24 protein-coding genes and 1 riboswitch are annotated in these 23,209 nt (G+C 41.0%); of the genes, 13 read left to right on the plus strand and 11 right to left on the minus strand.

Translation table 11 applies throughout. The annotated features are described in order from the left end of the window. The first annotated feature begins 118 nt into the window (after window positions 1-118). From mlaF to murA, 7 genes are read left to right on the plus strand one after another with little or no spacing between them, the layout of a single operon-like run. Window positions 119-913 carry a phospholipid ABC transporter ATP-binding protein MlaF gene (gene mlaF / locus KPF51_RS01930; protein ID WP_061406198.1) on the plus strand — a complete coding sequence of 265 codons (795 nt, stop codon included), beginning with the start codon at window positions 119-121 and terminating at the stop codon, window positions 911-913. Beyond that, entirely contained in the window at window positions 910-1,695 is a 786-nt protein-coding gene (gene mlaE / locus KPF51_RS01935; RefSeq protein WP_005753485.1) for a lipid asymmetry maintenance ABC transporter permease subunit MlaE, read from the plus strand. The genes mlaF and mlaE overlap by 4 nt, the downstream gene beginning before the upstream one ends. Before the next feature lie 37 nt (window positions 1,696-1,732). Then, on the plus strand, window positions 1,733-2,239 hold the full coding sequence (mlaD, locus tag KPF51_RS01940) for an outer membrane lipid asymmetry maintenance protein MlaD (RefSeq protein ID WP_005720550.1): 507 nt from the start codon (window positions 1,733-1,735) through the stop codon (window positions 2,237-2,239). 44 nt (window positions 2,240-2,283) lie between these two features. Continuing rightward, window positions 2,284-2,922: a phospholipid-binding protein MlaC gene (gene mlaC / locus KPF51_RS01945; RefSeq protein WP_005720552.1), complete on the plus strand. Its 639-nt coding sequence runs from the start codon at window positions 2,284-2,286 to the stop codon at window positions 2,920-2,922. A 4-nt stretch (window positions 2,923-2,926) separates the two neighbouring features. Further along, window positions 2,927-3,304 (plus strand): lipid asymmetry maintenance protein MlaB, encoded by a 378-nt coding sequence (locus tag KPF51_RS01950; protein ID WP_005723416.1) that lies wholly within the window; start codon window positions 2,927-2,929, stop codon window positions 3,302-3,304. Continuing rightward, on the plus strand, window positions 3,286-3,543 hold the full coding sequence (locus KPF51_RS01955; protein WP_005723418.1) for a BolA family protein: 258 nt from the start codon (window positions 3,286-3,288) through the stop codon (window positions 3,541-3,543). The genes KPF51_RS01950 and KPF51_RS01955 overlap by 19 nt, the downstream gene beginning before the upstream one ends. A gap of 20 nt (window positions 3,544-3,563) precedes the next feature. Next, window positions 3,564-4,841 carry a UDP-N-acetylglucosamine 1-carboxyvinyltransferase gene (gene murA, locus KPF51_RS01960; RefSeq protein ID WP_005723419.1) on the plus strand — a complete coding sequence of 426 codons (1,278 nt, stop codon included), beginning with the start codon at window positions 3,564-3,566 and terminating at the stop codon, window positions 4,839-4,841. Between the two features lie 50 nt (window positions 4,842-4,891). Here murA and rnb read toward each other — a convergent pair whose 3' ends face one another. The 10 genes from rnb to prfB all read right to left on the minus strand — a co-directional run bounded on the left by rnb (window position 4,892) and on the right by prfB (window position 15,320). Beyond that, a complete protein-coding gene (gene rnb / locus KPF51_RS01965; RefSeq protein ID WP_005723421.1) occupies window positions 4,892-6,868 on the minus strand; it encodes an exoribonuclease II in 1,977 nt (658 codons plus the stop codon). Between the two features lie 60 nt (window positions 6,869-6,928). Continuing rightward, a complete protein-coding gene (fabI, locus tag KPF51_RS01970) occupies window positions 6,929-7,711 on the minus strand; it encodes an enoyl-ACP reductase FabI (RefSeq protein WP_005723423.1) in 783 nt (260 codons plus the stop codon). Window positions 7,712-7,798: 87 nt separating this feature from the next. Then, window positions 7,799-8,554, minus strand: coding sequence for a Nif3-like dinuclear metal center hexameric protein (locus tag KPF51_RS01975; RefSeq protein WP_005720561.1), 756 nt, complete (start codon window positions 8,552-8,554; stop codon window positions 7,799-7,801). 237 nt (window positions 8,555-8,791) lie between these two features. Beyond that, on the minus strand, window positions 8,792-9,421 hold the full coding sequence (locus tag KPF51_RS01980; RefSeq protein WP_005720566.1) for a 7-carboxy-7-deazaguanine synthase QueE: 630 nt from the start codon (window positions 9,419-9,421) through the stop codon (window positions 8,792-8,794). 5 nt (window positions 9,422-9,426) lie between these two features. Then, window positions 9,427-9,852, minus strand: coding sequence for a 6-carboxytetrahydropterin synthase QueD (queD, locus tag KPF51_RS01985; protein WP_005723429.1), 426 nt, complete (start codon window positions 9,850-9,852; stop codon window positions 9,427-9,429). Then, a complete protein-coding gene (gene queC / locus KPF51_RS01990) occupies window positions 9,845-10,531 on the minus strand; it encodes a 7-cyano-7-deazaguanine synthase QueC (protein WP_005723431.1) in 687 nt (228 codons plus the stop codon). The genes queD and queC overlap by 8 nt, the downstream gene beginning before the upstream one ends. Window positions 10,532-10,534: 3 nt before the next feature. Further along, window positions 10,535-10,600, minus strand: a riboswitch (PreQ1 riboswitch). Between the two features lie 77 nt (window positions 10,601-10,677). After that, window positions 10,678-11,349, minus strand: a complete 672-nt coding sequence (locus KPF51_RS01995; RefSeq protein WP_005723432.1) for a cytidylyltransferase domain-containing protein — start codon at window positions 11,347-11,349, stop codon at window positions 10,678-10,680. Window positions 11,350-11,368: 19 nt separating this feature from the next. Beyond that, window positions 11,369-12,607 (minus strand): sialyltransferase, encoded by a 1,239-nt coding sequence (locus tag KPF51_RS02000; protein ID WP_211599591.1) that lies wholly within the window; start codon window positions 12,605-12,607, stop codon window positions 11,369-11,371. A 55-nt stretch (window positions 12,608-12,662) separates the two neighbouring features. Then, a complete protein-coding gene (lysS, locus tag KPF51_RS02005; RefSeq protein ID WP_005723436.1) occupies window positions 12,663-14,168 on the minus strand; it encodes a lysine--tRNA ligase in 1,506 nt (501 codons plus the stop codon). A 53-nt stretch (window positions 14,169-14,221) separates the two neighbouring features. Further along, a protein-coding gene (gene prfB, locus KPF51_RS02010; RefSeq protein WP_099771008.1) for a peptide chain release factor 2 occupies window positions 14,222-15,320 on the minus strand; the annotation gives its coding sequence in 2 pieces (ribosomal slippage) (window positions 14,222-15,244 and window positions 15,246-15,320; 1,098 coding nt in all). A gap of 164 nt (window positions 15,321-15,484) precedes the next feature. Between prfB and dsbC the strand changes: the two genes are divergently transcribed. The 4 genes from dsbC to mtnN all read left to right on the plus strand — a co-directional run bounded on the left by dsbC (window position 15,485) and on the right by mtnN (window position 19,317). Next, window positions 15,485-16,168 (plus strand): bifunctional protein-disulfide isomerase/oxidoreductase DsbC, encoded by a 684-nt coding sequence (dsbC, locus tag KPF51_RS02015; RefSeq protein ID WP_005756009.1) that lies wholly within the window; start codon window positions 15,485-15,487, stop codon window positions 16,166-16,168. Window positions 16,169-16,230: 62 nt separating this feature from the next. Further along, window positions 16,231-17,952, plus strand: coding sequence for a single-stranded-DNA-specific exonuclease RecJ (gene recJ / locus KPF51_RS02020; RefSeq protein WP_005723439.1), 1,722 nt, complete (start codon window positions 16,231-16,233; stop codon window positions 17,950-17,952). A 7-nt stretch (window positions 17,953-17,959) separates the two neighbouring features. Further along, entirely contained in the window at window positions 17,960-18,628 is a 669-nt protein-coding gene (locus KPF51_RS02025; protein ID WP_005723441.1) for a thiol:disulfide interchange protein DsbA/DsbL, read from the plus strand. Further along, window positions 18,628-19,317 (plus strand): 5'-methylthioadenosine/S-adenosylhomocysteine nucleosidase, encoded by a 690-nt coding sequence (gene mtnN / locus KPF51_RS02030; RefSeq protein WP_005723443.1) that lies wholly within the window; start codon window positions 18,628-18,630, stop codon window positions 19,315-19,317. The genes KPF51_RS02025 and mtnN overlap by 1 nt, the downstream gene beginning before the upstream one ends. Before the next feature lie 91 nt (window positions 19,318-19,408). Here mtnN and KPF51_RS02035 read toward each other — a convergent pair whose 3' ends face one another. Further along, the gene (locus KPF51_RS02035; RefSeq protein ID WP_005723445.1) at window positions 19,409-20,893 is read right to left on the minus strand and encodes a leucyl aminopeptidase; all 1,485 of its coding nucleotides are present in this window, start codon (window positions 20,891-20,893) and stop codon (window positions 19,409-19,411) included. A 118-nt stretch (window positions 20,894-21,011) separates the two neighbouring features. On the opposite strand from KPF51_RS02035, the gene lptF reads away from it, so the two are divergent. Together lptF and lptG are read left to right on the plus strand one after the other, a co-directional pair. Next, window positions 21,012-22,118 carry an LPS export ABC transporter permease LptF gene (gene lptF / locus KPF51_RS02040; protein ID WP_014326233.1) on the plus strand — a complete coding sequence of 369 codons (1,107 nt, stop codon included), beginning with the start codon at window positions 21,012-21,014 and terminating at the stop codon, window positions 22,116-22,118. Window positions 22,119-22,124: 6 nt separating this feature from the next. Then, the gene (gene lptG / locus KPF51_RS02045; protein WP_005720688.1) at window positions 22,125-23,195 is read left to right on the plus strand and encodes an LPS export ABC transporter permease LptG; all 1,071 of its coding nucleotides are present in this window, start codon (window positions 22,125-22,127) and stop codon (window positions 23,193-23,195) included. Window positions 23,196-23,209: the final 14 nt, after the last annotated feature.

Genomic DNA, 23,209 nt, shown 5'->3' on the forward strand with positions numbered 1-23,209 from the left:
TGCTTTTATGTTAGAGTCACAGATAGATAACTTTTCTCTCGGCAACATTTGACATTCAGATAGAATTGATAGAATATCCCACTTTGTTTTTGAGAGCCTACTTTTAGGAAAATATCTTATGAATAATCCCTTAATTGAAGTGAAGCATCTCACTTTTAAACGAGGCGAGCGAACGATTTATGACAACCTGAATTTGCGGGTTGAGAAAGGGAAAATTACGGCCATTATGGGCCCCTCCGGGATTGGCAAAACAACCTTGTTAAAGCTAATTGGGGGACAGCTACAACCTGAAAAAGGTGAAATTTGGTTTGATGGAAAAGATATTTGTCAATTATCGAATGCTGAACTTTATCAAGTGCGTCAGAAAATGGGCATGCTCTTTCAATCAGGCGCCCTTTTTACTGATATCTCCACATTTGATAATGTCGCATTCCCCATTCGTGAACATACCCGTTTACCTGAAAGCCTTATCCGTAAAATCGTACTTATGAAACTTGAATCTGTCGGCTTGCGCGGCGCGGCTGAGTTAATGCCTTCTGAATTATCTGGTGGAATGGCAAGACGTGCGGCGTTAGCACGTGCTATTGCACTGGATCCTGAGTTAATCATGTTTGATGAACCGTTTGCTGGGCAAGATCCAATTAGCATGGGGGTGATTTTAAGTTTAATTAAACGCTTGAATGAAGCACTCAATTTGACCTCTATTGTGGTTTCCCATGATGTTCAGGAAGTATTAAGTATTGCAGATTATGCTTATATTATTGCGGATAAACGCGTGATTGCAGAAGGGACATCCTCTCAATTGTTACAAAGTCAAGATCCGCAAGTACGTCAATTCTTAGACGGCGAAGCCGATGGGCCGGTACGTTTTCATTTCCCCGCGGAAGATTATGTGGAGGCGCTTTTTAAATGATCCAGTTTATTTCAGAGTTAGGTCATCACGCGATCAGTTCATGTCGTGCCATTGGGCGTGCGGGCTTTATGTTATTTGGGGCTTTAATTGGTAAACCGCAATGGCGCAAGCATACTCCGTTATTAATTAAGCAACTGCATGTGCTTGGCGTGCAATCATTATTGATTATCATGTTGTCAGGGCTTTTCATTGGCATGGTATTGGGATTACAAGGATATGTTGTGTTAGTGGATTTTTCCGCGGAAACCAGTTTAGGTCAACTCGTCGCGTTATCCTTACTACGTGAATTAGGACCAGTAGTCACGGCTCTTCTTTTTGCGGGGCGTGCCGGTTCCGCACTGACGGCAGAAATTGGCTTAATGAAAGCGACAGAACAATTATCCAGTTTAGAGATGATGGCGGTGGATCCCCTCCGTCGTGTTATTGCTCCGCGCTTTTGGGCGGGCGTGATCGCGATGCCGATTTTAGCGATTATTTTTACCGCTATTGGCATTTGGGGTGGTTCATTAGTCGGGGTTGACTGGAAAGGTGTTGACGCGGGGAGTTTTTGGTCGGTGATGCAAAATGCGGTGACATGGGAAAAAGATTTGCTTAATGGCTTTATCAAGAGCCTGTGTTTCGCTATCGCTGTAGTATGGATTGCGTTATTTAACGGTTATGACTGTATTCCGACTTCGGAAGGGATTAGTAAAGCTACCACAAGAACGGTGGTCCATGCCTCACTGGTTGTGTTGGGATTAGATTTTGTATTAACGGCACTGATGTTTGGTGCGAGTGTATAGGTGAGCGCTTGAATGCGTTGGATGTAAAGGAAATTTTATGCGACAAACAAGAATTTATGAATTTTGGGTAGGTTTGTTTTTATTATTGGGCATGGCAGCTTTAGTCTTTTTAGGTTTGAAGGTGGCAAATATACAGGGCTTTAGCGAAACAAAATCTTATAAAATTCATGCAACTTTTGACAATATTGGTGGACTAAAAGTCCGTGCACCTTTAAAAGTCGGTGGTGTTGTCATTGGACGCGTGGCAGATATTACTCTGGATGCAAAAAGTTATTTACCCATTGTGACGGTCGCGATTGATGAACGTTATAATGAAATTCCAGAAACAAGTTCATTATCAATTAAAACCTCAGGTTTATTAGGTGAACAATATATTGCCTTAAGTATCGGTTTTGACGATGGTGAAGTCGCGATGTGGAAAGAGGGTGACAAGGTTGTTGACACAAAATCAGCCTTAGTGCTTGAGGATTTAGTCGGTCAATTCTTATATGGTGATCGTAATAAAAACGATCGCCAAGAAGAGGGTGAACCAAAAGCGCAGTAGCGTATGATAAGAAATTTAGGAATGTAATTGAGTAGGAGAATGTTATGTTAACCATGTTGAAAAAAATGCTAGCAAAAATGGTCGTGATAGCGACCGCACTTGTTTCTATGCATGCCTTTGCAGCGGATACCCCCTATGATTTAACGGTCGAAGTGTCGGATAAATTATTTAAAAATATCACTAGCAATCAAGCGAAAATTAAGCAAGATCCGAATTATTTAAAAACGATTGTACGTGCAGAACTGATGCCTTATGTACATGTGAAATATGCCGGTTCAAAAGTGTTAGGGAAAAATTTTAAAACCACTACACCAGAGCAAAGAGAAAAATTCTTTACGGCGTTTGAGCAATATATCGAGCAAACCTATGCTCAAGTCCTTACCCTGTATTCTGATCAAAAATTAGAAATTGAAAAACCGAAAACGGATGCAACAGAGAAAACCGCCAGTATCCGTGTGAAAGTGATTCAAACAGGTAATCAGCCGCCAGTAAATTTGACGTTCTACTGGTACAAAAACAGTAAAACAGGCAAATGGCAAGTCTTTGATATGAGTGCAGAAGGCGTGAGTATGGTAGAAACCAAAGAAAAAGAATGGTCGCCAACGATTGTAAAAAGTGGTCTTGATGCACTGACAGAACAAGTGGAAAAAGCGGCTAAAACACCGGTCAGCCTAAATAAGTAATCGCATGAAAACGGATAAAAGTTTAACTTGGGCAAGCGAACAAAATAATGATAAGATAACGCTCCGATTAGCCGGAGAGTTATCTCGTGACACGTTGCTACCGCTATGGTCGCAGCGTGCTTCTTTTTTGCCTGAAGAAAAGAGCCAGGTACAAACCTTATACTGGGATTTGACAGATGTCGCGAGAGTAGATTCGGCAGGATTTGCTTTATTGTGTGATTTTATTAGGCATTGCCAGAAAGTGATGAAGCAAGAGACAAGTATTATTTTACATAATGCACCGCGCCAATTATTGACATTGGCGGATTTATTTGGGCTATCTGACTGGATAGCAACATTTGTTCAATCCGACGGAAATGATAAATGGAAACGCAAGAAATAGAACGAATTTTAAAAGACGCCTTAAAGCTAGATGAAGTGTATGTACAAGGCGAAAATGCACACTATGGTGTAATTGCTGTGAGCGATGAATTTGCGGGTTTATCGAGAGTAAAGCAACAACAATTAATTTATGCCCCATTAATGGCACATATTTCAAGTAATGCAATTCATGCATTAACAATTAAAACCTATACAGTTGAAAAATGGAAGCGTGAACGCTTACTCAATCAGCCGTCTTGAAATAAAAGATAGGATATTTTATGCAAAAATTTCGTGTGTACGGTCAGTCACGTTTAAGAGGTTCTGTGAATATTTCAGGGGCAAAGAATGCAGCGTTGCCTATTTTATTTGCAGCGATTTTAGCGCAAGAGCCAGTTAAATTGACCAATGTACCAGAATTAAAAGATATTGAAACCACCTTAAAAATTCTGCGCAAACTCGGTGTCGTTGTTGAACGTGATGCTGAAGGGGCGGTGCACTTAGATGCGTCAAAAATTGATCATTTCGTTGCACCTTATGAACTGGTTAAAACCATGCGTGCGTCAATTTGGGCATTAGCCCCGTTAGTGGCGCGTTTTCATCGTGGTCAAGTGTCTTTACCGGGAGGCTGTTCTATTGGTGCTCGTCCAGTGGATCTGCATATCAGTGGTTTAGAACGTTTAGGGGCAAGCATCATTTTAGAAGATGGCTATGTAAAAGCCTATGTTGATCACTGCTTAGTCGGTACTCGTATTGTGATGGAAAAAGTGAGTGTGGGCGCAACGTTATCTATTATGATGGCGGCAACACTGGCCAAAGGGAAAACCATCATTGAGAATGCTGCACGTGAACCGGAAATTACGGATACAGCACTGTTTTTGAATAAAATGGGGGCTAAAATTGTAGGGGCTGGTACTGATACTATTACCGTGGAAGGCGTTGAGCGTTTAGGTGGTTGTGAGCATAGCATTGTGCCTGATCGCATTGAAACAGGGACTTTCTTAGTGGCTGCCGCCATTTCAGGTGGACGCATTGAATGTAAAAATACCAAAGCAGATACTTTGGATGCGGTAATTGATAAATTACGTGAGGCGGGAGCCCAAGTGGATGTGACAGAAAACAGCATTACTTTGGATATGCTGGGTAATCGACCACGAGCTGTCAATATTCGTACTGCACCTTATCCCGGTTTTCCAACGGATATGCAAGCACAATTTACTTTATTAAACATGGTGGCATGTGGTACCAGTATCATTACTGAAACCATTTTTGAAAATCGCTTTATGCATATCCCAGAGCTTATTCGTATGGGGGGCAAAGCTGAAATTGAAGGCAATACAGCGATTTGCCATGGTGTTGATCATTTAAGTGGCGCTGAAGTGATGGCAACGGATTTACGGGCTTCTATCAGTTTAGTTCTGGCTGGATGTATTGCTACCGGTGAAACCATTGTCGATCGTATTTATCACATTGATCGTGGCTACGAGCGAATCGAAGAAAAACTGCGTGGCTTAGGCGCACGTATCGAACGTTTTTCAGCACAAAGTGAAGAAAGTTAAGCCATGGCTTAATAAGAAGAAAGGGAAATCACTGATTTCCCTTTTTACATTTAACAAAGAGTGCCGACAATACTACGCGTTTCTTCTTTCACGTCCAAGAGTTGCACCTGAATGATATCTCCTAATTTATATTTCACTTCACCTTGAATAGACAGAGTAAGCGTATCCGTATTGACTTGAATCGCTTCCTTATTGTCGTGAATTAAGGAGGCAGGGATAAACATCGGCGCACCATTAGCAAGCAGTTGCACACGTAATCCCCCTCGCATCACATCTTGAATTTCCGCTTGGAATGTTGGTTTTTGTTCCACTTGTGTTGCCAGATAACGACAATAAAGCCAATCTGCAATATCACGCTCTACTAAACGGTTTTGACGACGCGCTTCTTGCAAACGTACGAACAGGTCATCTTGCGGTTTCTCACAAGTTTGTTGGGTTAACACAGCTTTAATTAAGCGATGATTGACCATATCGGAATATTTACGAATCGGGGATGTCCAGGTCGCATAACCCGATAAGCCTAAACCAAAGTGCGGTGCGATTTCAGATTTAAATTCAGCAAATGTTAAGAAACGACGTAAACGCAATTCGAGATAGTCACTATTTAATAACTCAATATCATGGCGCATTTGGCAATAGCCCGCTAATGTTGTTAAATTCGCTACAGAATAACGTGTTGCTAAGACGGCTTGGTTTGTTTCATCACTTAACTGATTTAATAAAAATTGATGTGCACTCTCTAGGTATTTTTTATCAAAACCAGAATGCGTATTAAAAATACCGCACTTAGCATGTTCATCGAGATAGTGTGCAGCACAAATGTTGGCGAGGATCATACATTCCTCTACCATTTGATTCGCAATGCGACGATATTGTGCTTGAATGGCTTGTACGCTGCCATTCTCCGCTAAGATAAACGAATAGTCTGGCTTTTCTTTAAATAACAAAGCATGTTGTTTACGCCACTCGATGCGTGCTTGAGTAAATTGATGAAGCCATTGGATTTGTTGTGCGATTTGTGGATTTTCAGGCTGCCATGCATCAAGACAATTTTCTAAATAATCAGAGACGTGATCATAGGCTAATTTCGCTTTGGATTGTACATAAGCGGAAACAAAGCGCGGTTTTTCAGTGATATTACCGGTTAAATCGGTTTCGATATAGCAGACCAACGCCGGACGAATTTCGTCTTGCATTAAAGAACAACGTTCATCAGACAATTCCGGTGGTAACATTGGAATGTTGAAGCCCGGTAGATAATTGGTAAAACACCGTTGTCTGGCTTCTTGTTCAATTTGTGAATCAAGCGGGATATAAGCAGTTGGATCGGCAACGGCGACCACTAAACGCCAACCAATCTGTTCCTCCGCTTGATGAATAGGCTCAAGGTAAAGCGCATCATCCATGTCCAACGTCGTTTCCGCATCAATGGTGATAAAATGCAATGCGGTCAAATCTTCACGTGTATGTTGATCTATCATTGGATAATCTGCACAACCTTGCACAGGATAACGCGATTGTCCATGACGTGCTAGCGTGACCCACCAAGGCGCGAGTTCATCTTCTGCACGGCAAATAAATTGCTGAATTTGAGCGAAAAAGAATCTGTCATCACGTAATGGGTGTGTTTTTAAAGTAGCAACGACCCAATCCCCTTCTTGTAACGTTTCTGTTATTGATTTATCTTGGGCGGCACCAATGGCTTGATTGATTTGTGGATGATCGACGAGCACTTGTAATTTTTTATCTTTATTGAAACGCACACGCGCGATAAAGCGTGTGAGCATTGGCTCAATTAAGGCATCGGGTTCGGCTTGTTCTTTTTCACCAACGACTTCAATCAGGGCTTTGATTTTGTCACCATGCATGACTTTCTTCATTGCAGCAGGGGGAATAAAGTAACTTTTTTTATCACACTCAAGAAAACCAAAGGCTTTATCTGAACCTTTTACGATACCTTCGACTTGTTGTTTGCTGTCTCGGATTTGTTGTTTTAATTGTGAAAGGAGGGGATTATTTTGGAACATTGAGGCTATCCATAAAAAATGAAAGCGGACTGATGTCCGCTCTTATATAACATGTAAAACTTATTCGAGTTCACCCATAGCTACGATGCTGAAACCGGCATCAACATGGACCACTTCACCCGTGATACCAGCACTTAAATCTGAGCATAAGAAAGCTGCAGAGTTACCGACATCTTCAATCGTCACAGTACGGCGTAATGGTGCGATTTGTTCGAAGTTTGCGAGCATTTTCTTGAAGTTTTTAATACCAGAGGCGGCAAGTGTACGAATTGGTCCTGCAGAGATTGCATTTACGCGGATACCGTCTTTACCTAGTGCTGCTGCCATAAAACGCGTATTAGCTTCTAATGAGGCTTTGGCTAAGCCCATTACGTTATAGTTAGGAATTGCACGTTCTGCCCCTAAGTAGGAAAGTGTTAAAAGGGCTGAGTTCGGATTCAACATGCCACGCGCGGCTTTTGCCATCGCAACAAAGCTATATGAACTCACATCGTGTGCAATACGGAAACCTTCGCGGTTTACTGCATCCACATAATCACCGTCTAATTGGTCGCCCGGCGCAAAAGCGATAGAATGAACAAAACCATCAAATTTTTCCCAGTGTTTAGCTAATTCAGCAAAGCATTGTTCGATGCTTTCATCCGTACCCACATCACAAGGAATCACAATATCAGAACCTAATTCTTTAGCAAATTCTTCTACACGCCCTTTTAATTTATCATTTTGATACGTGAAAGCGAGTTCTGCCCCTTCACGTTTCATTGCTTGTGCGATACCGTAAGCAATAGAACGATTACTTGCCACACCGGCAATTAAAATACGTTTGTTTGTTAAGAAACCCATAATCAATACCTTTTCGTATGTTAAAAATTCTGGCTAGTATAAGGGAAAATGTGAATAAATACAAAGCGGACCTTATATCCTATTTTCTTAAGCAGGATTATCAATATCTTTAAATTCCACCTCAAGATCATAGTGCTGACTGAGCCATTCGCCTAAGGCTTTTATGCCATAGCGTTCTGTGGCATGGTGACCTGCTGCAAAAAAATGAATACCTTGTTCACGGGCAGAGTGGATAGTTTGCTCCGACACTTCACCACTAATGAAGGCATCAACACCTTGGTTGGCTGCTAAATCAATATAACTCTGTCCTCCCCCAGTGCAAATGCCCACTGTACGAATAAGGTGCGGCGCATTGTCGCTGCATACTAGAGGTTTACGTTTTAGCACTTGCTCAATTCGGGCTGCAAAGGCATCGCTGGTTAACGGTGTTTTTAAGGTACCATAAACGGGAATACTTACCGTACCTTGTTCTAAGGGCTGTAAATCCTCAATCTCTAGTAGGGCAGCAAGACGAGCATTGTTACCTAATTCAGGGTGAACATCTAATGGTAAGTGATAACCATATAAATTGATGTCATTGACTAAGAGTGTTTTGATACGTTTCCCTTTCATACCACGAATGCAAGGGTTTTCACTTTTCCAAAAATAGCCATGATGAACCAAAATCGCATCGGCGTTTTGACTAACGGCATACTCAATTAAAGCTTGACTTGCGGTAACCCCCGTAATGATTTTTTTGATGTCCTTTTTTCCTTCCACTTGTAGACCATTGGGGGCGTAATCAGAGATGGCTTGGGAATTGAGTTTGTGATTTAAAATCTGTTCAAGTTCAAGGGCGTTCATAGGTCTTTCTCATGATGAATAAGGGAAATTGAATGCGGATCATGGTAAAGGATTTAGGCGAGAATAAGAAGAAAAAAATGGCTAATGCGAACATCTTTTTCAAGATTGTGGGGGAAGAATCGCATTAGCCAAGCGTATTTACTACTTCAAATTAAAAACAAGCTCATTATATATTTTATTATATAATGGTCAACTACTAAAAAGAGGTAAATGCAAATAAAGTAAATAAATTGACAATTATTCAATCCCAATGAGTTTATGGGTTTGAATGCTAAGCTGCCATTTAGGCTTGTTAACACGCTGATTTAAGCGCCCTATTTGTGTGATTGTTTCAAGCAAATTCATTTCACCATTTACTTCACAAGGCGAGAGGTAATAATGATCTGCTCGGATCTGTTGTTCAATTTGCTCACAAAATGCGATGACATTTTCATCTGCCACAATGCGTACCTCATGGGCAAAAGGAATACATTTCTGTTGATATTTATGTTGATATAAACGTTTTGGACTGGTAGCAATGTAATCAATTTGGTTTGGAATACTTTTTAACCCATTGGTTTCGATTGCTAAAAAGTAGCCTTCGGCTTTTAGCGCATCAAGTAACACGCCAATTTTGGGCACGATAGTAGGTTCACCGCCAGTGATAATAATATTTTTCGCTGAAAACGACCGCACTTTTTGTACAATTTTGCTGAGTGTCCAAGTCGTATATTGATTGTAAGGCGTATCGCACCAAGGACAGGCTAAATTACATTTACCAAAACGCACAAAAATACTTGGCATCCCTGTATTAAAGCCTTCCCCTTGTAAGCTTTCAAAGATCTCCACAATAGCGTATTCAGGCTCGAAAATTTCTTGAATTTGCACCGCACTTATTCCTTATATTCACAAAATGAAGTGGGGGTTTCCCATAAGCGGATCGCCGATACCGGTAAATGTGCCTCATATTTCAAACAATTAAACATAAAGCGCGCCATTTCTTCGGCGGTAGTACGCGTGGGCAGTGCAAACGTTTTTGAATCCAGTGATTGCAATAAATGAGCCACTTTCGATTCTTTTTCACTGCTGCAATCATAAATAAACGCATGATCCATGGGATCTAAAATGTGCTGTTTAACGATATCTTTTAAATCGGAAAAATCAATCACCATGCCTTTTTTCGGACCGGTTTGATGTAATTCACCACAGAGTTCCACTTGTAATTTGTAAGTATGCCCATGTAAATTTTTGCATTTGCCATCATGCCCATCGAGCATATGTGCCATATCAAAACTAAATTCTTTTGCAATTTTAAACATCAATTTCCCCCTCACTTTTACTAGATAAATATTCACGCAATCCTTTCTCGCGTAATACACAACTCGGGCATTCACCGCAACCTTGTTTCACTCCCATATAACAAGTATGGGTATGTTGACGAATATAATCTAACACACCGAGTTCATCCGCTAATTGCCAAGTCTGTGCTTTTGTGAGATACATTAAAGGGGTTTTAAGATGGAATTGGTAATCCATTGCCAGATTAAGCGTGACATTCATGGATTTAATAAACACATCACGACAATCTGGATAGCCACTAAAATCCGTTTCACAGACGCCTGTGATAATGTCTTGAATATCCTGACCTTTGGCATAGATGGCGGTATAAAGTAAAAACAGGGCATTGCGACCGTCAACGAAAGTATTCGGTGTACTGCCGTGTTGCTCAATTCTTGCCTGTTCGTCCATTAAGGCATTTTGCGTAATCGTTTTAATGACGGAAGTGTCAATTAACGTTTGTTTGACGCCAAGATCTTGGGCAATCCATTTAGCTTTCTCTAATTCAATCGCGTGGCGTTGACCGTATTGGAACGTTACAACTTCCACATTTTCTACGCCATAATCTTGTATTGTTTGAAAGAGACAAGTGGTGGAATCTTGTCCACCCGAAAAGATAACGACCGCTTTACGATCGCGGTTTGGGTTGGTTAACTGCATACTATTTTCCTAGTTTTGTTTCGAACAATTGTTGGTTGTTCAAGTGGGAGGGTTACGAACCACTATGAAAAGAAACAGTAGGCTTGTTTAAATGTCGTTTTACTGCTAACTGGCTTAACCAAGACCTACTGACGACAAAAGTGCGGTCATTTATTGGATAAAATTTCCGCGAGTTCTAAATCCTGCTTCACATCAATATCCACAGAACGATAAGTTGGCATTAAGTAGAATTTGAGAGGCGGAATGAAGAAATATTTTTCTTTTAGCAATTGTGCAATGTCATTAATATAAATGGCACCATTTGCACGATACATTTTCGGTAAAGTTTGGCGTGCTGCTTCAAAATCAGCAATTTCACGCACAGGCAAAACTTCATGATCTTTGCTTAACGCAAAAGCTTTATAGGGATGATGTTCACACTCGCACGCCGACACCACAGAATGTACTCCGCCATTGACATACATATCCATCGCATTTTTGATATCTAAATGATCACGTAATGGGCTAGTCGGTTGTAATAGGGTACAAGTGCCTTCGCGAATGTTTAGGCTCTCTAATGCATGTAAAATGGCATCAATGGTTCTTGAATTGTCTTGGGCCAACTCAGCGGGTCTTTTCAGCGCTAATGCCCCATATTTTTCTGCTTCACGTAAGATATTATCACCATCAGAGGTTACGACAATCATATCGAAAACGTCAGCATTTTTTGCCGCTAAAATAGCACGTCCAATCAGAGAATGCCCACCCACAGGCTGCAGGTTTTTATCTGGAATCCCTTTTGAGCCGGCTCGTGCAGGAATGATCGCAATATTTGTCATAATAAGCTCCTATCTTGGATTACAACTGTTTTAAACTGTCCCAAAAGATGACTTGTGATTCGTCAATTATACCTAAACGACGCATGACCTTAACATACGGATTATTTAGCGCATCTTCTTTGCTTTTCACTTGTTTATTTGATGTGAAAATAATATGGCTAATTTTTTCTTTTGGTAAGGAGAAATACAGTGAACTTGCAACGCCACCCACTTTATCAGGTAATAAGCCTGTCATCATCAATACTTCAAAGGAAATATTGGCAGGGATATTGGTGATATTTTTAGCATTGTTCAGAATGTAGTCATTAATTTCACCACCTCTAGGATGCCCTTTAAAGTAGATTTTATAATGATCACCAATAAATAAATCGCCCTCAGCTTGGGTAAAGTGATTAAGTAAATTAAGTTGTTGCTGTGCGTAGTATTCTCGCACATCGGTATTTCCTTCCCAAGTTGTCGTGCCGGTAAAGATAAATTTAGCTTGTTGCACTTCTAGCGACTGCTTGACTTCGTCATTGAAGCCTACCAATGTTAAGTAGAATGCTTGCTGTTCTGGAGTCAGCTGTTGGTAAGCAGTCCAGTCTATTTTTTGATAATTTTCTGCTAAATATTCTTTTAGTGGTTGTAAAAATTCGGCTTTTTCAAAATAGTCTGTACTTAAAAAATGATATTTTACTGGGAACGCGGATTGCCAGACATAACGAGCAATAGTTGGGTTATCAAATTTTATTTTACCGGTAAGCAAATAGTGAGAAAGTTGTTTTTCTGCTTGCTTAATTTCTGCGGAAATATCTTTATTTTCTTCTTTTTCTAAATCAACATATTCCATTGAGCCATCGTCATAAAGATTTAATCGCTGAATTGATACACGATCTAAATGTTTAAAACGATATGCCAAAATCGGACGAATTAATTGAACGGAATGGGCAATATTTAAGTGTATATCTAACTCAATGTTACCAGGGTATTGATCCAAAATCGTAAAAAGTGCTTCAGTGGGACGATTATCTTTGAGTTCGACGAAATGGATATTTTGATACTGTGTAATAATGTTGTCAGGGATTTTAAAGCGAGAAAGACCAAAAATACGTGGATGTGTTTTATCTTCATTATTTTGCGTAAAGTCCATCAGCTGATTTAATGCCGGTAAGGAGGCAGGATCTAAATACAGCGTGATTGTTTTTGACCAACTCAGTGTGCTGAATAATGAAAAAATGATGAGGAAAAACAGTTTGAAATTGAGTCGACGATTTTTCATATTAAAGATCCTGTGAGAGAGGTTATCCCCAGCAGGATGCTGGGGATAGAGAGAATTATTTCTGCTTCATTGCTGGGAAGAGTATCACATCTCGAATGGAGGCCGCATTCGCGAATAGCATCGCTAAGCGGTCGATACCTAACCCTTCGCCTGCTGTTGGTGGTAAGCCATGTTCAAGAGCGGTCACGAAATCTTCGTCTTTAAACATCGCTTCATCATCCCCCGCCTCTTTCGCCGCAACTTGTGCGTCAAAGCGTTCGTTTTGATCTTCGGCATCGTTTAACTCAGAGAAACCGTTACCAATTTCACGTCCACCGATGAATAATTCAAAACGGTCAGTGACCTCTGGATTTTCATCATTACGACGCGCTAATGGCGAAATTTCGGCAGGGTGTGCCATTAAGAACGTTGGCTGAATTAAGTGATGCTCCGCTACCTCTTCAAAAATTACATTGACTAGACTGCCTAACCCCCACGATTTTTGTACTTCAATACCTAATTTTTTCGCAACGGCAACAGCACGATCAAAGTCATATAAATCCTCTTTGACGATACCTTTTTCTGCGCCGTATTTCAAAATGGCATCATGCATCGTGATACGTTCAAATGGTTTGCCAAAATCAAATTCAAGCTCACCATAAGGGACAATCGTCGTGCCTAAAATGTCCATTGCCAGTTTACGTAACAATTCTTCAGTATTATCCATTAAATCATGGTAATCCGCATAGGCTTGGTAGTATTCGAGCATAGTAAATTCTGGGTTATGGCGAACAGACACTCCTTCGTTACGGAAGTTGCGGTTTAATTCAAAGACACGTTCAAAGCCACCAACCACTAAGCGTTTTAAATAAAGCTCAGGCGCAATACGTAAATACATATCCACATCTAATGCATTATGATGTGTTACAAATGGACGTGCAGAAGCCCCACCCGGGATGATTTGTAACATCGGAGTTTCTACTTCCATAAAGCCTTTTGACAGAAAATATTCACGAATACCCGCAATCACTTTAGAACGAATAATGAAAGTACGACGCGAGTCTTCGTTTGCAATTAAATCTAAATAACGTTGACGATAGCGTGTTTCTTGATCGCTTAGACCATGGAATTTATCTGGTAATGGGCGTAATGCTTTGGTTAATAACTGCACGTCAGTACAACGTACGGTTAATTCATTGGTTTTGGTTTTAAATAAGGTGCCTTTTACGCCAATGATATCGCCTAAATCCCACTGTCCCACATCGTCAGCATAAACACCTTCTGGCAAATTATCACGTGCGACATAGAGTTGAATACGACCAGACATATCTTGCAAGGTGATAAAAGTCGCCTTACCCATTGCACGACGCGTCATAATACGTCCAGCGACTTTTACTTCGACTTCTTGTGCTTTTAATGCTTCGCCTTCAAGTGCATCGTAGTTTGCGTGTAAATCTTGTGCAAGCGCATCACGACGAAATGTATTTGGAAATGGGTTACCTTTAGCGCGCAATGCGGCTAATTTTTCACGGCGTACTAACATCTCGCCATTAAGATCAAGTTCTTGAGTTTGTTCTGACATTTTGGTTACCTAATTTTTAGTATTTTTTAGTCGGGGGGAAGCCCCCAGAGGATTTATAATCCGGCTTTTAAACTGGCCTCAATAAAGCGATCTAAGTCGCCATCGAGCACTGCTTGGGTATTGCGATTTTCCACACCCGTGCGTAAATCTTTAATGCGTGAATCGTCTAACACATAGGAGCGGATTTGACTGCCCCAACCAATATCGGACTTGTTGTCTTCCATGGCTTGTTTATCGGCATTCTTCTTTTGCAATTCCATTTCATACAGTTTCGCTTTCAACTGTTTCATACATTGATCTTTGTTTTTATGTTGAGAGCGATCATTTTGGCATTGCACCACAATGCCACTTGGAATATGGGTAATACGCACCGCACTTTCGGTTTTATTGACGTGCTGACCACCGGCACCTGAAGCACGATAAACATCAATACGCAGATCTGCAGGATTAATGTCGATATCAATATCGTCATCAATTTCAGGATAAACGAATGCCGCACTAAACGAGGTATGACGACGGTTGTTGGAGTCAAATGGACTTTTACGTACTAAACGGTGAATGCCGGTTTCTGTGCGTAGCCAACCAAACGCATATTCGCCTGATACTTTAATCGTTGCAGATTTAATGCCTGCAACATCCCCATCGGACACTTCCATTAATTCGGTTTTAAAGCCTTTACTTTCAGCCCAGCGTAAATACATACGCAGTAACATTTCAGTCCAATCTTGTGCTTCGGTACCACCAGAGCCCGCTTGTAAGTCAACATAGCAGTCTGCTGCATCATGTTGACCACTAAACATACGGCGAAATTCTAATTTTGCCAACTGTTGTTCTAATTCTTCGAGCTCTGCGACGGCTTCATGGAAAGTCGCTTCATCTTCGGCTTCAATTGCCAATTCGAGTAGCCCTTCGACATCTTCTAAGCCTTGATCAAGTGTATGGATTGTATTGACGACCCCTTCTAAGGCAACCCGTTCTTTACCTAATGCTTGTGCTTTTTCTGGTTCGTTCCACACATCAGGTTGTTCGAGTTCGGCATTGACTTCTTCTAAACGTTCAACTTTCGCATCGAAGTCAAAGATACCCCCTCAACACTTGCGTGCGTTCGGTGAGGTCTGAGATTTTATTTCTGATAGGATTGATTTCAAACATAATTCAAATACGTTCAGATTTTAAAGAGAAAACAAATAGCAATTATAAGCTATTTTAGTGGCTTATGGTAGGCAATTTTTTAGGCGCTACTTGCACAAATATTGGATCTCTTTATAATTGCTCAATTCGCTATTTGTATTTTTATTGTTAACAATGGGACCAAAATGAAAAAGATCTTGAGCACACTTTTGATGTTGGGGATGTCGAGTTTGACGTTTGCCAATTCACAGCAAGTAGTAGAACAGTTGCAAAAAATGGGCTTATCTGGTGTAGAAGTGAGCGATTCGCCTGTGAAAGGCATCAAAACCGCAGTGACGGACAATGGTATTTTTTACATCACAGAGGACGCGAAATATATTCTTGATGGTAAGTTATATGCACTGTCAGAGAAAGGATTACGCGATGTGTCATCAAGCTTATTACTAGATAAATTAACAGCTTATAAAAATGAAATGGTCGTTTATCCCGCAAAAGATGAAAAACATGTGATTACCGTGTTCATGGATACTTCGTGCCATTACTGCAAAGTGTTACATAAACAAATTAAAGAATATAATGATCTCGGTATTACAGTACGTTACCTTGCTTTCCCGCGTGGTGGCGTGCAATCGAAAACAGCACGTGAAATGGAAGCGATCTTTACTGCACAAGATCCTCAGTTTGCATTAACTGAAGCGATTAATGGTAATCCACCAAAAACGTTGAAAGACGCTAATATTACCAAAAAACATTACCAGTTAGGCTTACAATTTGGTGTGAATGGTACCCCAAGTATTGTGACCGAGAAAGGCGAATTGATTGGAGGGTATTTAAAACCCGCTGATTTATTGTCGGAGTTAGCCCAGTAATCGGCTATTAAATAAGGACGCTTTCTGCGTCCTCATTTATTCTTGTCTTAGGAATGTCTTTAGTGAATAAATTAATCCAACGTCGTGCTGTTCCCTTAGGTGAAGCGGTGTCTTCTGATCCCTTACTTGATCGCCTCTATCGTGCACGGCAGATTCAACATCCTCAACAATTAGACCGCACTTTAGCTGCCCTTTTACATCCGCAACAACTGGATGGAATTGAAGCGGCGGTCACTCTCTTCGTACAAGCCTATAAGCAACAAGAAAAGATTGTAATTGTGGGCGATTTTGATGCAGATGGTGCTACTAGCACCGCCTTAGCTGTACTCGCATTACGTCAATTAGGCTTTACACAAGTGGCGTTTTTAATTCCTAATCGTTTTGAACAAGGTTATGGTTTGAGCATCGCGGTAGCAGAGCAAGCTTTAGAAAAAGATGTACAGCTATTAATGACCGTCGATAACGGGGTATCCTCAGTCGAGGGGGTGGCTTTTTTAAAAGCGCAAGGGGTCAAGGTCTTAATTACTGATCATCATTTGCCACCTACACAATTGCCCGACGCGGATGCCATTGTCAATCCTAATTTATCAAGCTGTGCTTTTCCGTCAAAAGCCTTAGCCGGTGTCGGGGTTACTTTCTATTTAATGTTGGCTTTGCGCGCGAAATTTCGTGAGTTGGGGATATTTAATCAGCAAACGCAACCGAATTTCACTGACTTATTGGATCTCGTCGCCTTAGGTACCATTGCCGATGTGGTGCCCTTAGATCAAAATAATCGTATTTTAGCCTATCAAGGTTTAGCACGTATTCGCGCAGAACGTTGTCGTTGCGGTATTCGTGCGTTAGCAGAAGTGGCTAATCGAGATATGCGTCAGTTATCTACTTCGGATTTAGGTTTTTCTCTTGCACCACGTTTAAATGCGGCAGGGCGTTTAGATAATATGTCAGTCGGTGTTGAGCTTTTATTGGCTGAAGATATGGCAAGCGCGCGAGCATTGGCACTTGAATTAGATGGTTTGAATCAAACGCGTAAAGAAATTGAGCAAGGCATGAAACTTGAGGCATTAGAAATTTGCCGTCAATTGACCGCACTTCAACAAACCCTTCCGTTCGGCATTGCGCTGTATCAAGCGGACTGGCACCAAGGGGTGTTAGGGATTGTGGCTTCACGTATTAAAGATCATTTTCATCGTCCTGTGGTTGCATTTGCGCAAGAGCAAGCCGGTATTCTAAAAGGCTCAGCCCGTTCCGTTGAGGGATTACATTTACGTGATGCGTTAGAGCGCATTCATTGTTTGTATCCTGACATGATTTTAAAGTTTGGTGGGCATGCGATGGCGGCAGGCTTAACCATTCAAGAAAGCCGTTTTGCTGATTTTCAGCAGGCATTTAATCAAATTGTTGGTGATTGGCTTGATGAAGGTCAGCGACAAGGTATTGTGTGGACGGATGGTGAGCTTGATAGTGTTCAATTAAGTTTAACAACCGCGGAATGCTTGAAAGAGGCGGGACCTTGGGGGCAAGCGTTTCCAGAACCCGTATTTGACGGCGAGTTTAAAATTTTACAGCAACGTTTAGTTGGCGAAAAACATCTTAAAATGATGGTCGAACCAAAACAGGGTGGACCATTGCTCGACGCCATTGCCTTTAACGTCGATACTCGTTATTATCCTGACTTGTCGATAAAATTAGCAAAATTGGCATATAAATTAGACATTAATGAGTTTCGGGGCAATCGTCATCTTCAGTTATTAGTGGATTATATTGTACCGATAGGGACTTAACTTGACTATGTGGCGGATCGGTTTTCTCTTTCTTTTCGTATGGAGTGTTGCACAGTGTGCGCTGGCAACGCCGATCTCGGTTTCGTCGCATTCCGATAAATCCCCACTTTTTCTTGAAGGGCGTGATTACTTTTCTTATCAAGAACCGGTTTATCAGGCGAACCCCTCCGAGCCCATTTTAATTCAGTTTTTTTTTGATTATGACTGTCGTGTATGTTCTTCGGCACTTGATATCTTAGAACTGTATTCGCAAATTAATTTTGATAAAGTAGTGTTAAAAGAATTACCGATTGCCGCAGAAAAAGCGCATTATTCTGCGCTGATTTTTTATGCCTTAAAAGAAATTCAAGCAGAGGATATTTCAGCGTTGTTGTTATTTGAAACCGCAGATAAACACCGTTATGGACAGCTTTCGCGTTTTCATGATTTGCGCTTATGGCTAGATGGGCAAGGGGTCAATACGGATGATTTTACCAAAGCGCTGTATTCGGTTAAGGTCGCAAAAGCCGTTGAACAGGCAGAAAAATTGACCGAAGAATATGGGGTATTTACTTTTCCTTATGTGGTGATTGATGGACGTTATGTCTTAACTGCTAGCACCTTATATAGTGATGATTACAGCTTTGCGGTGTTAGATTTTTTAGTAAGTAAATTAATGAAGGAAAAACAAAAATAATGAAAATTGGTATTGTGGGTGCGATGGCACAAGAAGTTCAAATGTTGGCAGATTTAATGCAAGATAAACGCGTTACCCAAGTCGCCAGTTGCACAATTTATGAAGGTATGATTCATGGTAAAGCGGTTGCCTTATTACAATCTGGCATTGGCAAAGTCGCTGCTGCAATCGGTGCCACTTTATTGTTAGAAATGAGCAAACCTGATTTGGTCATTAATACCGGTTCAGCAGGCGGTGTGGCGACAGGGCTTAACGTCGGGGATATTGTGATTTCTGATGAAACGGTTTACCACGATGCTGATGTGACGGCATTTGGTTATGCTAAAGGACAGTTGCCCGCTTGCCCAGCACGATTCCAATCTGACGAGAAGTTAGTACAACTGGCAGAAAAGATCGCTATTCAACAACAGCAACAAGTTAAACGTGGTTTGATTTGTTCTGGGGACAGTTTTATTCAAGGTGGGACACCGTTAGCGCAGATTAAAGCAGATTTCCCTACGGTTATGGCCGTAGAAATGGAAGCGACAGCAATTGCTCAAGTATGTCATGCCTTCAATGTGCCTTTTGTGGTTGTCAGGGCAATTTCAGACAGTGGTGACGGTGAGGCTAGTATATCTTTTGAGGAATTTTTGCCACTGGCGGCGAAACAATCTTCAGCAATGGTTTTGGAGATGATTGATAATTTATAGTGCAGTGATGAATCAAACATCATCGTAAAAGTGCGGTAAAAATAGAGATATTTTTGACCGCACTTTTTGATTTTAGTCGTGGCTAGGGGGATTATTCACCTGTCGCTTGGTTAATTAAGAATTGTACCAGTAAAGGAACAGGGCGACCCGTAGCTCCTTTGTTTGCGCCTTGTAACCAAGCAGTACCTGCGATATCTAAATGCGCCCAGCGATATTTATCGGTGAAGTTGGATAAAAATGCGCCAGCAGTAATGGCACCGCCCCAACGACCACCAATATTCGCTAAATCGGCAAAGTTAGATTTCAGCTGTTCTTGATATTCTTCACCAAGTGGCAAACGCCAAGCTTTATCGGTACTTTGAGCCGCGGCGAGTTCGAGATCTTTGGCTAATTTATCATCAGTAGAGATTAAACCGCTGTTATGTGCACCCAGTGCTACTACGCAAGCGCCAGTTAAGGTCGCCACATCAATCACCAGTTCAGGTTCAAAGCGTTCTACATAAGTGAGCGTATCACATAACACTAAGCGCCCTTCCGCGTCGGTATTGAGTACTTCAACCGTTAAGCCTTTCATTGTGGTTAAAATATCACCCGGTCGATAGGCATTACCGTCTGGTAAGTTTTCACAACCTGCTAACACGCCAATCACGTTTAATGGCAGTTTTAATTCAGCAATCGCATTCATGACCCCATAGACAGAAGCGGCACCGCCCATATCATATTTCATTTCATCCATGCTTTCAGCTGGCTTTAACGAGATACCACCGGCATCAAAAGTCAGTCCTTTGCCGACTAACACAATGGGCTTGGCATCTGGATTAGGATGATTACGATATTCGATAAGGGAGAGTTGTGCTTCATTGACAGAACCTTGTGAAACCGCTAAGTAAGCGTTCATGCCTAAGTCAGCCATGTCTTTTTCACCGAGTACAGTGGTCTTAATCAGGTCAGATCGTGTAGCTAACGCGTTTGCTTGTTCGGCTAAATAAACAGGATTGCAAACATTAGGTGGGCAGTTCGCTACATCTTTGGCGGCGCGTACACCTAAAGCAATTGCTTTTGCATGATTAACAGCTTGTTGTGCAACATCGCCTTCCGCGCTAAAAATGACATCTGTTAATGCCACATCTTGTTCGCTTTTTTTACTTTTAAATTGTTCGAACTGATAGACGCTGGTTTCGAGGGTTTCAACGCTAAAACGGATATTCCAGTAGAGATCACGATCTTTAATCTTGATATCAGACAAGTAGCTGATAACCTCTTTTGCACTGGTGGCTTTAACAGCGTTGATAGTGTCTTGAATAAGTTGTTTAAATTGTTTCTCGTTAATCTCACCTTTTTTACCAGCGCCTACCACGAAAACACGTTCTGCACTGTAGTTAGGAACATGACGTAACACCAAAACTTGTCCAAGTTTACCTTTGATTTCGCCAGATTGAATCAATTTGCTTAAATAGCCTTGAGAAATTTCATCGATTTTTTGTGCGGATGGTGATAGCTCACCATTCTCATATAAGCCAATAATAATATTACTTTTTATGTCTAAAAGTGCGGTTGATTTTACGCGATATTCCATGTTGTCCTCACAAAGATTTTTACTGTTTTCACCTTAAAAATACGTTATCATACGAAAATTAAGCAGTCTTGAAACTAAACTATTCTATATAAATTGCAAGAAAAATATAGGCAATAATGTGATTTTAACTCGATATTTAACAAAGGAAGTGTTGAAGAGCCAGTTGGCGATCTTATTCATTTTACTTCTTATTTTCTTCTGCCAGCAATTAGTGCGTGTATTAGGCTCGGCAGCCAGTGGTAAAGTACCAGCAGATTTAGTGATGTCCTTATTAGGGCTTGGTATGCCTACCATGGCGCAATTGATGTTGCCACTATGTTTATTTATTGCGATTTTATTAACTTTTGGTCGTTTATATGCTGAGAGTGAAATCACGGTGATGCGTGCTTGTGGTGTGGGACAGAAAATCTTAGTACGTGTTGTACTTATTCTTTCTTTATTTACCGCATCAATTGCCGCGTATAATGTGTTTTGGTTGACACCTTGGGCGATTCAAAAACAAAGTGAAATTTTGGAAGGTGCAAAAGCCAATCCTACAATGGGAGCGCTTGCTTCGGGGCAGTTTATTAACACCAATAATAATGAATTTGTCTTATTTATTGACAGCATTAAAGACAATACCATTCATGATGTTTATGTTTTTCAAACGCGTGAGAGAGGCAATTTAAAACCGTCAGTACTGGTAGCGGAGAAAGGCGAGCTAAAAGCCCTGCCTAATGGGGATCAAATTCTCAAACTTGAAAATAGCCAACGTGTAGAAGGCAGCAGTGCTTTTCCTGATTTCCGTATTACGCATTTTGAAGAGTATCAAGCTTATTTAGGTTATCAAGATAAAAACAATGATGAACAGGAAACGGAAGAGTTAGGTTTTTGGGATTTGATGAAAACTCATACCCCGGCAGCTAAAGCAGAATTGAATTGGCGTTTAAGTCTGATCTTGGCGGTGCCTTTAATGGCGCTGATAGCGGTGCCATTAAGCCGAGTGAACCCTCGCCAAGGTCGTTTCGCAAAAGTATTACCCGCGTTGTTACTGTATTTAATTTATTTTCTGCTACAAAGTTCACTGAAGTCTGCTTGGGCTGCGGGTAAATTGGATGGAAGCGTATTAATGCCGTTAGTGAATATACTCTTTTTCCTATTGGGGCTTTTGTTGAATAGCTGGGGAAGCGCTTCGATGTATAAAGTGCGGTATTGGTTGAATAAGAATCTGGCGATAAAAGGATAAGCAAAAATGATGAGCACCTTAGACCGTTATTTAGGTAAAAGTATTTTAGGCGCAATTTTTGCTACCTTAATTATGCTAGTAGGGCTTTCCGGCATTATTAAGTTTGTTGAGCAGTTTCGTAGTGTCGGTAAAGGTACCTACGATATTTGGCAAGCGATTCTTTATACGGTGTTGACGATCCCAAAAGACATTGAAACCTTTTTCCCGATGGCTGCTTTATTGGGCGCGTTAATTGCGTTAGGCAACTTAGCCAGCCGTAGTGAATTGGTTGTGATGCAGGCATCTGGTTTTTCGCGTTTAAAGATCGGTTTTGCTGTGATGAAAACTGCGTTACCCCTCGTCATTCTTACGATGTTAATCGGTGAATGGGGGATTCCTCAAACCGAACAATTTGCTCGTGATATGCGTTCCAAAGCCATTTCTGGTGGCTCGTTACTCTCAGTGAAAAATGGGATTTGGGCAAAAGATGGCAATGAATTTATTTATATTAAGCGGATTACCGATGATATTGCGTTAAGTGATGTGTATATTTATCGTTTTGCTGAAAATCGCCAATTACAACAAGTTAAGCATGCTAACACAGCGACTTATCAAGAAGGGAAATGGATTTTACATCGCCTCACAGAATCCGCAATTTCGGAAAATGAAATTACGACAGTAAATCGTGTAAATGCTGAATGGCAAACCAATTTAACGCCGGATAAACTTGGTATTGCCTCACTAAGACCAACCTCCTTATCCATTTCTGGCTTATCTAACTATATTACGTTTTTACGTGAAACAGGACAGGAATCAAAGAAATTTGAATTAACTTATTGGCGTAAATTATTTCAGCCTCTCTCTGTTGGCGTGATGATGATGTTAGCGCTATCCTTTATTTTTGGTCCTTTGCGCAGTGTAACCGCGGGAGCGCGCATTGTGACAGGAATTTGTTTTGGCTTCCTGTTCTATGTGGTCAATGAAATTTTTGGACCTCTTAGTTTAGTGTACAATGTAACGCCATTAGCCGGCGCCTTAATGCCAAGTGTCTTATTTTTATTAATTACTTGGTGGTTGTTAAGCCGTAAACGTACCTAATCAAAAAATGCTGA

This window comes from Pasteurella sp. XG20 (assembly GCF_018968665.1).
In the GTDB taxonomy this organism is placed as follows: Bacteria; Pseudomonadota; Gammaproteobacteria; order Enterobacterales; family Pasteurellaceae; genus Pasteurella; species Pasteurella multocida.

Excerpts from the sequence above, each read along its gene's own strand:
- mlaF (WP_061406198.1), top strand. The coding sequence starts at position 119 with ATGAATAATCCCTTAATTGAAGTGAAGCATCTCACTTTTAAACGAGGC.
- mlaE (WP_005753485.1), top strand. The coding sequence starts at position 910 with ATGATCCAGTTTATTTCAGAGTTAGGTCATCACGCGATCAGTTCATGT.
- mlaD (WP_005720550.1), top strand. The coding sequence starts at position 1,733 with ATGCGACAAACAAGAATTTATGAATTTTGGGTAGGTTTGTTTTTATTA.
- mlaC (WP_005720552.1), top strand. The coding sequence starts at position 2,284 with ATGTTAACCATGTTGAAAAAAATGCTAGCAAAAATGGTCGTGATAGCG.
- KPF51_RS01950 (WP_005723416.1), top strand. The coding sequence starts at position 2,927 with ATGAAAACGGATAAAAGTTTAACTTGGGCAAGCGAACAAAATAATGAT.
- KPF51_RS01955 (WP_005723418.1), top strand. The coding sequence starts at position 3,286 with ATGGAAACGCAAGAAATAGAACGAATTTTAAAAGACGCCTTAAAGCTA.
- murA (WP_005723419.1), top strand. The coding sequence starts at position 3,564 with ATGCAAAAATTTCGTGTGTACGGTCAGTCACGTTTAAGAGGTTCTGTG.
- rnb (WP_005723421.1), bottom strand. The coding sequence starts at position 6,868 with ATGTTCCAAAATAATCCCCTCCTTTCACAATTAAAACAACAAATCCGA.
- fabI (WP_005723423.1), bottom strand. The coding sequence starts at position 7,711 with ATGGGTTTCTTAACAAACAAACGTATTTTAATTGCCGGTGTGGCAAGT.
- KPF51_RS01975 (WP_005720561.1), bottom strand. The coding sequence starts at position 8,554 with ATGAACGCCCTTGAACTTGAACAGATTTTAAATCACAAACTCAATTCC.
- queD (WP_005723429.1), bottom strand. The coding sequence starts at position 9,852 with ATGTTTAAAATTGCAAAAGAATTTAGTTTTGATATGGCACATATGCTC.
- queC (WP_005723431.1), bottom strand. The coding sequence starts at position 10,531 with ATGCAGTTAACCAACCCAAACCGCGATCGTAAAGCGGTCGTTATCTTT.
- KPF51_RS01995 (WP_005723432.1), bottom strand. The coding sequence starts at position 11,349 with ATGACAAATATTGCGATCATTCCTGCACGAGCCGGCTCAAAAGGGATT.
- KPF51_RS02000 (WP_211599591.1), bottom strand. The coding sequence starts at position 12,607 with ATGAAAAATCGTCGACTCAATTTCAAACTGTTTTTCCTCATCATTTTT.
- lysS (WP_005723436.1), bottom strand. The coding sequence starts at position 14,168 with ATGTCAGAACAAACTCAAGAACTTGATCTTAATGGCGAGATGTTAGTA.
- dsbC (WP_005756009.1), top strand. The coding sequence starts at position 15,485 with ATGAAAAAGATCTTGAGCACACTTTTGATGTTGGGGATGTCGAGTTTG.
- KPF51_RS02025 (WP_005723441.1), top strand. The coding sequence starts at position 17,960 with ATGTGGCGGATCGGTTTTCTCTTTCTTTTCGTATGGAGTGTTGCACAG.
- mtnN (WP_005723443.1), top strand. The coding sequence starts at position 18,628 with ATGAAAATTGGTATTGTGGGTGCGATGGCACAAGAAGTTCAAATGTTG.
- KPF51_RS02035 (WP_005723445.1), bottom strand. The coding sequence starts at position 20,893 with ATGGAATATCGCGTAAAATCAACCGCACTTTTAGACATAAAAAGTAAT.
- lptG (WP_005720688.1), top strand. The coding sequence starts at position 22,125 with ATGATGAGCACCTTAGACCGTTATTTAGGTAAAAGTATTTTAGGCGCA.